A 12,273-nucleotide genomic window follows, 5' to 3' on the forward strand; every position below is an offset into this window, starting at 1 on the left:
ACGCAAGTCTGCGGCGTACCTTTCATTCCGTGCCCACCCCCGCGAAACCGGTGCTCGTCGAGCCGCAGTGGCCGTCGTACGCGGCGCTGGCCCTGTACGGTCTGACAGTCCTCGCCGCGTTCGTACTGGCCCGCGACGCCGTCGACCGGTTCGGCCGCGGCTTCGGGGACTCCGACAGCGCGCTGCACACCTGGCTGCCGTTCCTCGGGATCGTCGCCGGGGCGGCCGCGATGCTGCTCTGCCACTTCGCGGCGCTCGGCGTCGCAGCCCTGATCCGTCGGCGCCTCCGCACGGTCGGCACGGTCTCCGACGGCACCGTCCACGAGATCAGCGCGGACCTTCGGAAGCCGCCGCGCGGTCCGGAGCGGCTGGTCGTGACGGTGACCGTCTGGTTCTCCGACGATCCGAAGAATCCATATCCGAGCGATCGCGCTCACGCCGCGCTGATGCGGTACTTCACGTTCCGACCGCGTGACACCGCACAGTCCGACGCCTTCCGCGATCGGTACCGGATCGGCACCGCGGTCCGCGTCTACCTGGGTCGGCGGCGGATCCTGTACACCACCGACCTGGACCCGACGCGGCTCGCGTGGTTCCAGCCGTGGTGAGTGCGCGTACATTCAGCCCGTGTCCAAGCGTCCCGAGCCCCGATTCGTGGAGCCTCGTTGGCCACGGGTCACGGCGGCGGTCGTCTTCGTCGCCGGCTGGCTCGTCACGGTCTTCGTCGGCTTCGGCGTGGGCATCGCGGGCGACTACGGGCTCGGGACGGCGTCCGGCCATCCGAACGGGGGCCTGTTCGGCACCTCGCTGGTGTTCGGCGGGCTGGTCGGCGGCGTCACCGGCGGCTTGGCGTATCGCCGCGCGACCCGATTCTGTGCCGCCGCCCTTCGCCGCCGACTCGCCCGCACCGGCCGGGTGTCACCCGGCACGGTGCGGTCCGCAGATCTCGACCACCGCTGCAACCCCCGCGGCCCGGACCGCATCGCGGTCACCGTGACCGTGTGGTTCCCCACCGACCCGGACGACCCGCGCCTGAGTTCCCGAGAGATCGCGGCATTGAAGCGGACGATGGCCGTCTTCGACTACGACCGCGACGAGGCCCTCGCCTACCGAGACCGATATCCGATCGGCACCCCGGTGCAGGTGTATCTCGGCCGACGCCGCATCCTGTACTCCACCGATCTGGATCCGACGCGATTCGCCTGGTATCAGTTCTGGTGAACCGAGATCACCCCTCCGACACCCGCACGACAGCCTTGCCGCGCACCCGCCCCTCGGCCAGGTCGGTCAGCGCCTGCGGCAGGTCCGCCAGCTCGTAGAGGTGATTGACCGGCGGACGCATGCCGTCGGCGACCAGCCGAACGATGTCGTCGTGCAGCTTCCCCGGAACGTCGGGGTGGGTGCGGATGTACTCGCCCCAGGCGGCGCCGACGATCGAGATGTTGCGGAAAAGGACCCGGTTCAGTTTGACCGTCGGGATGCCGCCTGCCGCGAAGCCGATGACGACGAACCGGCCGTCGGGCGCCACCGCGCGCAGGGCCTCGTCGAAGACCTCACCGCCGACGGGGTCGATCAAGACGTCGACGCCGGTACCGGTGAGTTCGAGGACCTTGTCCTTCCAACCGTCGGTCAGCTGCACCACCTCGTCGGCGCCGAGACCGCGGAGCATCTCCTCGTTGCCTGTCCTGTGCACCACGGCCACGACCTTCGCGCCCAGCGCCTTGGCGACGATGATCGATGCGACGCCGATGCCACCGGCCGAGCCGAGGACTCCGACGGTCTCACCGGGCTGCAGGTTCGCGCGCATCTTCAGCGCGAACAGGGCGGTCTGGAAGTTGATGCCGAGGGCGGCACCCTCGTCGAACGTCAGGGCCTCGGGCAGCGGGAACAGCTGCTGTTCGACGACGGCGATCTGTTCGCCGAAACCACCGAGCATCGACGCGACCACCACGCGGTCACCGACTGCGAACGCCCCGCCCTCGGGCGCCGCGGATACCACGCCCGCGACCTCGGTACCCGGCGTGAACGGCAGCGGCGGTCGGAGCTGGTACTTGCCCTGGCTCATCAGCAGGTCGGGGAAGCAGATGCCGCACGAGCGGACGTCCACCAGGTAGGTCCCGGGCTGCTGCTCGGGGTTCGGAATGTCTTGCAGCTCCAGCCCTTCGGGGCCGGTCTCGCTGACGATCACCTGTGCTTTCATGCGTCCCACCGTAACCGTCGGACAGGTGTCTATACGATCGATTCATGGCATCGACCTCCCCCTCGCAAGGCCTGTCCGAGGCACGACTGCGCGTCGCCGACGAGGCCCCCGGATTCATGCCGATCGACGAGGCCCGCGCCCTGCACGACGCTGCGGCGGGCTACCTGTCGCAGCCGGACTCGGTGGGCATCGGCGTGGAGATCGGAACGTACTGCGGCAAGTCGACGGTGTTCCTCGGAGCGGCCGCCGAGCCGGTCGGCGCGCTGATCGTGACGGTGGACCACCACCGCGGCTCCGAGGAGCATCAACCCGGGTGGGAGTACCACGACACCGCGCTGGTCGACGCGCACAGCGGCCTGCTCGACACCGCCGCGCGCTTCCGGCGCACGATGTTCGACGCGCAGTTGGAGTCGACAGTCCTCGGTCTGGTGGCGCCGTCGACCGCCGCCGCGCGGGTGTGGGGCCGCGAGGTGGACTTCGTCTTCATCGACGGCGGCCACTCGATGGAGGCGGCGCAGAACGACTACGACGGCTGGTCGCGCTGGGTGCGCCCCGGCGGCGCACTGCTCATCCACGACGTCTTCCCGAATCCGGCGGACGGCGGTCGGCCGCCGTACGAGATCTACCGGCAGGCCCTCGACTCGGGACGGTTCGTCGAGGCGTCCGTACACGGTTCCCTGCGAGTGCTCACCCGCGTCGGGTAACCGGTCGCGTCAGGCACCCACGTTCAAGTCGGGCCGGTAGTGGCGCAGCCACGCGCCGACCGTTCCCGACATCCAGTCCTCCTCGAACTCGGAGGGGAAGATCAGTCCCTGAGGCGCGATGTGGGCCTCGCCGCGGGCCAGGCGACCGCCGGAGAGCCGGTCCTGAGCCTGGAGCTGCTTGCGGTGAGCACCAGGCAGCGGCGTCAGTCGTGCGCGGCCGACGATGCCCGCCGCAACCCGACGCTGCGACGCCGCGATCGCCGCGTTGGCCGCCGCCCCGGCGGCACCGGTGCGCGCCACATTGGCCCCGGCCGACGGCAGCGCGGAGTTCATCGTCTCGATCCGATCGATCTGCGACCACGCCATCTCGGTCGAGAGATTTCCGTCGGTGCGACGCAGCCCGGCCGGTGAGAGCTGCAGGCGCTGCAGCTCGCCATACGTCCGGTCGAGCCGGGCCTTCAGGCGCCACCGCATCAGCAGGGCGATCAGGGCGCCGATGGCGATGCCGATCGGGAAGTAGACGGCCGGGTTCGGCAGCATCATCCCGACGATGACCGACGCGACCAGCGATGCGAACACCCAGGTGAAGAGGAACAGTGGAAGACCGCGACGCAGTTCCCTGTCCGATGTCAGGATGCACTTGAGCTCGATCGTGCCGGTGAAGTCGTGCAGCGGCTGCGGTGGTCCGGGCTGCAGGGGTCCGGGCTGAGGGGCCAACTGCTGGGATCGCGGCGGGTAGACGGGCGGGGGCATCGGCGGCTGCCAGCCGGCGGGCGGCACGGGTCGGTCGGCGTCGGGGAAACGGCCGAACGGCGGTCCCTGGGGTCCGGATGTAGTCACCTTCGGGACGCTATCGCCTTCGGGTCCGAACCGGAAACCCCCTTCATCTGTTCGACAGACTCCGCAGCGAGACGTCCCGGGGACGTCCACTTCCGGGCCTCAGAGAGTCAGCTTGCCCGCCAGCTTCCCCAGGTACGCCCGCGCGGTGTCGACGTCCTTGTCGGGGAGTCCGTACAGGACTCGGGTCACGCCGATCTCCTCCCAGCGGGCCAGCCGGTCGGCGTCGGGCCGCACGTCGAGGGCGACGATCTGCGGCGCACCATCGCGCCCCGCGTCGGACCAGATCTGCTGGAGCAGCGCGACCGACGCCTCGATGTCGGCCTCACCGGGCGTGGTGATCCAGCCGTCGGCGCTGCGCGTGATCCACTTGAAGTTCTTCTCCGTGCCAGCGGCACCGACGTTGACGGCGATGGTCCGCGACGGCTTCGGCCACGCCCAGCTGGGCCCGAAGTCGACGAACTCGCCGTGATACTCGGCTTCCTCCTGCGTCCAGAGCGCGCGCATGGCCTCGAGGTACTCGCGCAGCATGGTCCGACGGCGTCCCGCGGGCACGTGATGGTCGGCCAGTTCGTCGAGGTTCCAGCCGAAGCCGACACCGAGGCTCAGGCGGCCTTCGGAGAGGTGGTCGAGGGTGGCGATGGTCTTGGCGAGCGTGAGCGGATCGGACTGCACCGGCAGCGCGACGGCCGTCGACAGTTCGATCCTGGACGTGACCGCTGCCGCCGCGGCGAGCGATGTCCACGGATCGAGGGTTCGCGTGTAGCGCTCGTCGGGCAGCGTCTCGTCCCCGGTGCGCGGGTGCGCGGCCTCCCGTTTGGTGGGGATGTGACTGTGCTCGGGTACGTAGTAGGCGGCGAAGCCCGCCTCCTCGATCAGCGGCGCCAGGTGCTGGGCACGCAGCCCGCGGTCGCTGGTGAACTGCACGATACCGAAATCCACAGGTGCCTCCGAGGCTCGCAGCGCCTCGATCTGGACGCCAGACTGGACAACAGTCTACGAGCCGAGAAGACGAATTGGAACCTGTTCTAGTTCAGAATCGGCATCAGGTAGTGCTCCGACGAAAAGCAGGTAGTGACGGTGACGACCGTCGCTGGTTTCCACGGAACCCTGATCCTCACCGATCACGAGGCCAGGAGCCAGCCATGAACCTGACGAATCAGTCCCGCGCCCGACTGCTGGCCGCCGCGATCGGCGGTGCTGTCGCGCTGTCGATCGGTACCGGCCAGGCCGGCGCCGACACGCCGCCGGCGGACCCGCCGACCGCGACGGAACAGACCGAATCAACCCCGCCGCCCGAATCCACGCACGGCGACTCCACCCAAGCCGACAGCGCTCCACTCGCCGACGACACGTCGACGAACCCGCCCCAGATCACCGTCCCGAACGACCCAGACCCAACCGCGACCGGGCCGGACGCAACGGGTCCGGACACGACGGCATCGGAGACGTCAGGCGCGTCCGATTCCGACGACGAATCCCCGACCCCAACCCCGACCCCGCCCGAGGATCGACCAGCCACGGCTCCACCGCAGTCACCCCCTTCCGTGGTCTCGGACGGCAGCACTGGCGACGCCACGGAGACTCCCGAGGCCCAGTCGGGCGACTCTCTACCGCTCCCCGACTCGGGCAACAGTCCGACGGACGTCACCGACCCGTTCGGCCAAAGCACCTCGCCGACCTCGTCGAACGACGTGACCATCGAATCGGTCACTGTTTCAGAATCCGACGACACCCATGCTAAGACCACCGGCGACAAGACCGCCGATATCCCCTCGACCACGCCGACCACCCCGACCACCGCCTTCCTGACCAGTAAGAATCCGCCCGCGATCGGGCACGCGTACAGCGGTCCCGTCGCCGATCCGCCTGCAACATCAACGGCGCCGCCCGTCGAACTGCCGCCCGTCGTGGACGGCATCGCAGGCACAGTGCGCACGATGTTCGGCCTGCCCGCCGCTTCGACGACACCGGGAACCGGCAACGGCCCGGCTCCGCTGTTCTCACTCGGCATGCTGTGGTTCGCGTGGCGTCCCGAGCACGTCTTCTTCAACCAGTCGCCCGCGATCGGCGAACCCCCGGTCGTCGTCGCGACCGGCCCGAAGACCACAGGCACGATCACCGGCACCGACGCCGACGGCGACCGCCTCACGTATACCGTCGTCGACGGCCCGGACCACGGCACCGTGACGGTCTCCGACGACGGCAGCTTCGTCTACACCTCCACCGGAACACCGACCGACGACGCGTTCGTCGTCCGCATCAGCGACCGCGATTCCGGCCCGCATTTCCACGGTCTCGAGAGCCTGTGGGCGCTGTTCACCGGTGACTCTCCGCACGACACCGACGTCACTGTCTCGATCGTCGCACCGGTCGCCCCGTGGACCCTGTCGCCGCCCGCTGCGGACGGAACTGTCACCGGTGTCTCCGGCACTCACGCGGACGGCGACATCTACTCGGTCGACGGCGTCACTTCGAGCGCCCCGGACACGTACGTGCTCGACTCGGGTGCGACCGTCGTCTTCGCCACCGACCAGGATGGCGCATACACCGGCGCCTTCACCTACACCCCCTCGCCGTGGCAGCGCTGGACCGCCGGTGACACCGACGACGCGGTCACCGACCCCTTCACCATCGTCCACGGGCACGCCGACGGCACCGACACCGTCGCAGAGGTGGCTCCCGAGGTGTTGCCGTCTGACGAGTTCACCTTGGACATCGACGCTGCTTCGAGCAGGATCGGGAGCACGGCCGACCACATCTACTGGTCCGACAATCTGAATGTCGTGACGATCTTCGACCGCGCAACCGGCGACACGCGGACGGTGACTCTTCCCGATCCGGCAAGGGGTCTCGGGGGAATGATGCCACTGCCGACCGACAGCGACCGGTACGCGGTCTACGCGATGTACCAGGGACGCGAGCGAGGCGTCGCGGTCATCGACCTCGATACCGGCCAGAGCAGCTTCTACTCTCGCGGAGTCGACCACGATACCTACTCGTCCGCCGCCATCACCCAGGGTGGAACCGCACTGATCACCACGGTGTCCAACTCCGACGAATCGTGGTATGGAGTGGTCCGATTCCTCCTCGCCGATCCTTCGAACCCGCAGATCGTCCTGAGCGGGAGTGGTCATCCCGGCCACGCGGCCTACGACGAAGCACCCGACGGCACCGGGTTCGCCATGGTCGACGATGTCGAGTCGATCCGGATTGCACACGTGGACCAGGATGGTCGACAGATCCGAAGCTGGACCATCATCACGCGCGGGAACACGAGCAACGCGGTGTCCGCCGACGGCCCGGTGCCCTTCCTGGTGTCACAGGCCGGCGACACCGTCACGGTCTTTGTGCTCATCCCTGACACCACACCCGCCGGTGTCTCGATGCAAGCGACCGATGCGCTGATCGGCAGCGACGGGCAGTCCGTCTACCTGTTGAACGAGGGCGAGTCCACCACCCAGGTCGTCGCCTATCGTCCGGAGACCGGTCAGCCGAGCCCCGAGGTGACTGTCACCGGAACGGTGCTGGGCAAGGGCGTCACCGACGACGGCCGCGTGTGGTTGGCCACCGTCGACGCCACCGATCCGACCGTCGCGACCATCACCTACGTCGACGCCGACGGCGCCACGACCACCAGTACGCTGCAGGCCTCGGGCAGTCTCACCGACAGAGCGATCATCCGCATCGCAGACGTGTTCGCCGCGGTCGACCCCGATACCAACCGAAGCGGTCCGATCACCTTGCTCCGCCCGACCGCGACGGCCCCGCTCGCGCCGGTCGCCGTCTGAGTCGTCCCCGAGCGAAGCGGCCTCACACCGGCTCACTCACCGCGATCCGGCGGTCGTCCAGGTCGGCGAACAGTCCACCGGCCGGCGTCGCGCGGCTGATCGCGTCGGCGGCCAGGATCACCGCGGCGGACGTCCAGCAGCTGCGTTCCACGGGCCAGCGCTTCCCGTCGTCGTAGACCAGCCCGGTCCAGTACGAGCCGTCGGGATCGCGGAGGTGCTGGATGGACTCCACCAGCGTCGCTGCGCGGTCGGTGTCGCCGAGGGCGTCGAGCGCCAACGCGAGCTCGCTGGTCTCCGCACCCGTGACCCACGGTCGGTGGCCGACGCAGCGGATGCCGAGCCCGGGGACGACGAAGCGATCCCACTGGGCGTCGATGGCCGCGCGACCGGCGTCGCCGCGCAGCACGCCGCCGAGGACCGGGTAGTACCAGTCCATCGAGTGCTCGCCGGGCGGACGGAAGACGTCGTCGGCCTGCGTGAACGCCGCGGCGAGGTCCGCGCGAGCCCGCTCCCAGCGCGGCATCTCCGCGCCCACCGCGTCGGCGAGTGCGAGGCCGCAGCAGAGTGACGAGTAGATGCTGGCGTTGCCGGTGACGAGGGCGTCGTCGAACATCGAGCCGGTCGCGAAGTCGGCGGCCCAGCGGAAGGCGCCGTCGTCGCGTTGAAACATCAGCACGCGGTCGAGTGCCGCGCGGACCGTGGGCCACATGCTCCAGAGGAAGGCCTCGTCGCCGGTGATCAGATGGTGGTGTCGGACGCCGACCGCGACGTAGGCGCAGAAGTTGCTGTCGACGCCGGGATCGACGACCGCCCCGCCTCGCAGTTCCATCGGCCACGAGCCGTCGGCCCGCTGGGTGCGCGCCGACCACTCGTAGGCGGCGCGGGCCTCGTCGACGAATCCCGCGGCGGTCAGCGCCATCGCCGATTCGACGTGGTCCCACGGATCGGTCTTGCCGCCGGGGAACCACGGCAGTGCCCCTTCGGACTCCTGCATGCCGGCGATCGCCGCGCCCGTCGCTCGGACCTGGGCGCGGGTCAGGACGCCGGAGATCGACGGAACCGGCACGACTACCGCTGGTCCGTCTCGGGTTTGCGCAGGTAGATCGCGACCGACTTCCCGACCACCGGGTTCAGCAGCTGCTCGCCGACCTGCGTCACCCACGGCTTGCTCATCATGTCCCACACCAGCATGCGGTGATAGCCGCGGACCAGCGGGTTGCTGTCGTTGTCGACGCCGACCGCGCACTTGAGCCACCAGTAGGGAGAGTGCAGCGCGTGCGCGAACCCGGAGCCGGTGACCTCCAGGCCCGCGGCGACGAGCTTGTCCGCCAGCTCCGACGCCCGATAGATGCGGACGTGGCCGCCCTCCACCTCGTGGTAGGCGTCCGACAGCGTCCAGCACACCTTCTCCGGCCAGTACCGCGGGACGGTGACCGCGGCGAGTCCGCCCGGCTTCAGGATGCGGACCATCTCGGCGATCGCCGCCTCGTCGTCGGGGATGTGCTCCAGGATCTCCGACATCAGGACCACGTCGAAGCTCGCGTCGTCGTAGGGCAGCGCGAGGGCGTCGCCGACCGCGGTGCGGGCGACGCCGGACTCGGGGACCTCCCCCGCCGCGGCGAGGGCGCCGAACATCTCGGCGACGTCGGCCATGTCCTTCTCGTTCTGGTCGAAGGCGATCACGTCGGCACCGCGACGCAGCATCTCGTACGAGTGCCTGCCCTGACCGGCGCCGATGTCGATGGCGCGCACCCCCGGTCCCACGTCGAGGCGGTCGAAGTCGACGGTCAGCACGAAGATGTCCTCTCGCTCGGGGTCTGGTCGGCCGGAATGGGCGAGACGGCCTCGACGGCCGCCCGATAGCGCTCGACGGTGGCCTTCGCGACCGCCGACCAGCTGTAGCGTTCGGCGGCCCTGGCACGACCGCCGGCGCCGATCCGCGCGGCGAACCCCGGGTCGTCGAGGATCCGGAGCAGCGCCTGGGCCAGGGCACCGGCGTCGCGCGGCGGCACCAGCACGGCGGCCGTCTCATCGTCGCCGACCACCTCGGGGATCGCGCCCGCGCGGGTCGCGACGAGCGGGGTGCCGCAGCTCATCGCCTCCACGGCCGGCAGGGAGAAGCCCTCGTACAGCGATGGCACGCACGCGGCCTCGGCGCTCGCGAGGAGTTCGGCGAGCTCGGCGTCGTCGAGCCCGGACACCACGGTGACGCGGTCGGCGATCGCGAGGTCGTCGATCAGGGCGGCCGACTGCCCGTCCGGGTCGAGCTTGGAGACGAGCACCAGGTGCACGTCGCGTTCGGCAGCCGCCTTCGCGACGGCTTCGAGCAGGTAGGAGACGCCCTTGAGCGGGGCGTCGGCACTGGCGACGCACACGATCCGACCGGCGACTCGTGGGCCGCGCGGCGCGAAGAGGTCCACGTCGACGCCGAGCGGGATGGTCGCGAGCGCGCCGGGTGCCACGCGGAAGGCGTCGCGGATGTCGCGCTCGCTGCTGTTGGAGACGGTCAGCAGCGACGGGATGCGTCGTGCCACGCGCCCCTGCATGGCGAGGAACGAGTGCCACCGCCAGGCGGTGATCTTCTTCAGCCCCTTCGCGGCCTTGACTGCGAGCGCGCGGTCGCGGGTGATCGGATGGTGGATGGTCGCGACCAGAGGGAAGCCCTGCCGCTTGATCGAGAGCAGCCCGTAGCCGAGGCACTGGTTGTCGTGCACGACGTCGAAGTCGTCGCGCCGCCCCTTCAGGAGACGCGCCATCCGGAGGCTGAAGGTCAACGGTTCACCGAACGCCGCGGTCCACATGGCCACGACTTCCAGGACGTCGATCCAGTCGCGGTACTCGCGGAGCTTCGGGTTCCGGAAGGGCTCGGGTTCGCCGTACAGATCGAGGCTGGGCACCTTGGTCAGCGCGACGCCGTCGTCCAGGTCGGGGTACGGCTGGCCGGAGAAGACCTCGACGTCGTGGCCGAGTGCCGCGAGTTCCCGCGACAGGTGGCGGACGTAGACGCCCTGTCCCCCGCAATGCCGTTTGCTGCGGTACGACAGGAGTGCGATCCGCACTATGCGCCGCCGACGACGTCGGACTGGCGCGCCATCATCTGCAGCTGCTCGATCTTGGTGAACTTGATGCGCGGGCGGCCGGCGGTCGACCCGGCGTCCCGCTCGGCGGCGTCGATCCGCTTCCAGCCGTCGAGGTCCACGCGCTCGGCACCACGCCCCGTGACCAGGTCGGGCACATCACTCGAGTCCGCGGTCGGTGTCGCCAGCACTCCGCCGGCGAAATCCGCGAGGATCGCCGCCGCGGCCTGCTCACCGCAGAGCCGGTTCCGGCCGATGCCGCCGGTGGGACCGCGCTTGATCCAGCCGGCGACGAAGACGCCGGGCAGCGGGGCGCCGCCGGGACCGTCGAGGACGCGACTCTCGTCGTTGGGCACCACTGAGCGCTCGTCGTCGAACGGCAGGTCCTTGATGGGCAGGCTGCGGTAGCCGATGGAGCGGACGACGAGCCCGGCGGCGATCTCCGAGGTCTCGTCGGTGGGCTCGATCCGGCCGTCGCCGACGTACCGGTTCCGGACGGTCTTGATACCGGCCGCGGCGCCGTCGCCGATCACCTCAGTCGGCGAGGTGAGGAAGCGGAAGACGATGCGGCGGTTGCCCTCGGTCGGCGCAGCGGCCGCGTACTCGCGAGCGAGCCGGACCTTGGTGGCGGTCACCGAGTTCAGGGTGCCGTCGGCCTCAGCGGCGGCCGCCTCGGGAGACAGGGTCAGTTCGGCCTCGTCGATGACGACGTCGACGCCGGCGACGTCCACGAGCGACACGAACTCGGCGTTGGTGAACGCGCCGTGCTCGATGCCGCGGCGACCGACGATGATCACCTCTCGGATGTTCGATGCGCGCAGCACGTCGAGGGCGTGGTCGGCGATCTCGGTCTTCGCCAACTCCTCCGGGTCGGTGACGAGGATGCGGGCGACGTCGATGGCCACGTTGCCGTTGCCGATCACGACGGCCGTCTCGCCGGAGAGGTCGAAGGCCCGGTCTGCGTACTCGGGGTGGCCGTTGTACCAGGCGACGAACTCGGTGGCGGCGATGGACCCGGGGAGTTCCTCGCCGGGGATGCCGAGGTGGCGGTCGTTAGCGGCGCCGACGGCGTACAGCACGGCGCCGTAGCGTTCCCGGAGTTCGTCGTGCGTGATGTGCGTTCCGACTTCGACGCCCAGGTGATAGGTGAAGTTCCGCTTCTTCTCCACCAGCGCGAAGTGCCCTTCGACGCCCTTGGTCTGCTCGTGATCGGGGGCGACGCCCGCGCGCACCAGACCGTACGGGGTGGGCAGGCGGTCGTAGACGTCCACCTGGATCTGCGCCTTCTTGACCAGTTCCTGCGCGGCGTACATCGCGGCCGGGCCTGCGCCGACGATCGCGACGCGCAACTCGTCGGACGGCAGCTGCGGTGCCCGCGGGTGCCGGACGAGGCCGCCCTCGACGTCGTGGTCCTTGTAGTAGTCGGCGTTGATCTGGAGGAAGGGCTCCTCCTGCTCCGGCAGCTGATCGTCGGGGTAGATGGCGCTGACGGGGCACTCATCGATGCAGGCCCCGCAGTCGATGCAGGTCTCCGGATCGATGTAGAGCATCTCGGCCGTGAGGAAATCCGCTTCGTCGGGGGTCGGGTGAATGCAGTTGACCGGACAGACGGTGACGCAGGAGGCGTCATTGCAGCAAGCGCGCGTGATTACATGCGTCATCTT

The 12,273-nt window shown here is 69.6% G+C and carries 11 protein-coding genes; 4 read left to right on the plus strand and 7 right to left on the minus strand.

Annotation, left to right across the window (positions count from 1 at the left end; genetic code table 11):
- Positions 1 to 29: 29 nt before the first annotated feature.
- Both ACH46_RS16375 and ACH46_RS16380 read left to right on the plus strand, forming a co-directional pair.
- Positions 30 to 608, plus strand: coding sequence for a hypothetical protein (locus tag ACH46_RS16375; protein ID WP_157851077.1), 579 nt, complete (start codon positions 30 to 32; stop codon positions 606 to 608).
- A gap of 19 nt (positions 609 to 627) precedes the next feature.
- Positions 628 to 1,221, plus strand: coding sequence for a hypothetical protein (locus ACH46_RS16380; RefSeq protein WP_157851078.1), 594 nt, complete (start codon positions 628 to 630; stop codon positions 1,219 to 1,221).
- Between the two features lie 7 nt (positions 1,222 to 1,228).
- Here the strand turns inward: ACH46_RS16380 and ACH46_RS16385 are convergent, their stop codons facing one another.
- Positions 1,229 to 2,200, minus strand: coding sequence for an NADPH:quinone oxidoreductase family protein (locus ACH46_RS16385; RefSeq protein ID WP_062395547.1), 972 nt, complete (start codon positions 2,198 to 2,200; stop codon positions 1,229 to 1,231).
- Between the two features lie 44 nt (positions 2,201 to 2,244).
- Here ACH46_RS16385 and ACH46_RS16390 point away from each other — a divergent pair, with 44 nt between their 5' ends.
- On the plus strand, positions 2,245 to 2,904 hold the full coding sequence (locus ACH46_RS16390; RefSeq protein ID WP_062393864.1) for a class I SAM-dependent methyltransferase: 660 nt from the start codon (positions 2,245 to 2,247) through the stop codon (positions 2,902 to 2,904).
- 9 nt (positions 2,905 to 2,913) lie between these two features.
- Here ACH46_RS16390 and ACH46_RS16395 read toward each other — a convergent pair whose 3' ends face one another.
- Positions 2,914 to 3,744: a hypothetical protein gene (locus tag ACH46_RS16395; RefSeq protein ID WP_157851079.1), complete on the minus strand. Its 831-nt coding sequence runs from the start codon at positions 3,742 to 3,744 to the stop codon at positions 2,914 to 2,916.
- Positions 3,745 to 3,843: 99 nt separating this feature from the next.
- Positions 3,844 to 4,683, minus strand: coding sequence for an LLM class F420-dependent oxidoreductase (locus ACH46_RS16400; protein ID WP_062393866.1), 840 nt, complete (start codon positions 4,681 to 4,683; stop codon positions 3,844 to 3,846).
- Positions 4,684 to 4,886: 203 nt separating this feature from the next.
- Here ACH46_RS16400 and ACH46_RS16405 point away from each other — a divergent pair, with 203 nt between their 5' ends.
- Entirely contained in the window at positions 4,887 to 7,532 is a 2,646-nt protein-coding gene (locus tag ACH46_RS16405) for an Ig-like domain-containing protein (protein ID WP_062393867.1), read from the plus strand.
- 22 nt (positions 7,533 to 7,554) lie between these two features.
- Here the strand turns inward: ACH46_RS16405 and ACH46_RS16410 are convergent, their stop codons facing one another.
- The 4 genes from ACH46_RS16410 to ACH46_RS16425 are packed head-to-tail and all read right to left on the minus strand — an operon-like array spanning position 7,555 to position 12,270.
- Positions 7,555 to 8,598 carry a glucosidase family protein gene (locus tag ACH46_RS16410; protein ID WP_062393868.1) on the minus strand — a complete coding sequence of 348 codons (1,044 nt, stop codon included), beginning with the start codon at positions 8,596 to 8,598 and terminating at the stop codon, positions 7,555 to 7,557.
- 2 nt (positions 8,599 to 8,600) lie between these two features.
- A complete protein-coding gene (locus tag ACH46_RS16415; RefSeq protein ID WP_062393869.1) occupies positions 8,601 to 9,326 on the minus strand; it encodes a class I SAM-dependent methyltransferase in 726 nt (241 codons plus the stop codon).
- Complete coding sequence (locus ACH46_RS16420) at positions 9,320 to 10,591, minus strand: glycosyltransferase family 4 protein (protein ID WP_062393870.1); 1,272 nt, start codon at positions 10,589 to 10,591, stop codon at positions 9,320 to 9,322. The genes ACH46_RS16415 and ACH46_RS16420 overlap by 7 nt, the downstream gene beginning before the upstream one ends.
- A complete protein-coding gene (locus ACH46_RS16425; protein ID WP_062393871.1) occupies positions 10,591 to 12,270 on the minus strand; it encodes an FAD-dependent oxidoreductase in 1,680 nt (559 codons plus the stop codon). Before ACH46_RS16425 ends, ACH46_RS16420 begins: the two co-directional genes overlap by 1 nt.
- Positions 12,271 to 12,273: the final 3 nt, after the last annotated feature.

The organism is Gordonia phthalatica (assembly GCF_001305675.1).
Taxonomy (GTDB): Bacteria; Actinomycetota; Actinomycetes; order Mycobacteriales; family Mycobacteriaceae; genus Gordonia; species Gordonia phthalatica.

Coding starts and splice junctions, on each gene's coding strand:
- ACH46_RS16385 (WP_062395547.1), bottom strand. CDS start 2,200: ATGAAAGCACAGGTGATCGTCAGCGAGACCGGCCCCGAAGGGCTGGAG.
- ACH46_RS16390 (WP_062393864.1), top strand. CDS start 2,245: ATGGCATCGACCTCCCCCTCGCAAGGCCTGTCCGAGGCACGACTGCGC.
- ACH46_RS16405 (WP_062393867.1), top strand. CDS start 4,887: ATGAACCTGACGAATCAGTCCCGCGCCCGACTGCTGGCCGCCGCGATC.
- ACH46_RS16425 (WP_062393871.1), bottom strand. CDS start 12,270: ATGACGCATGTAATCACGCGCGCTTGCTGCAATGACGCCTCCTGCGTC.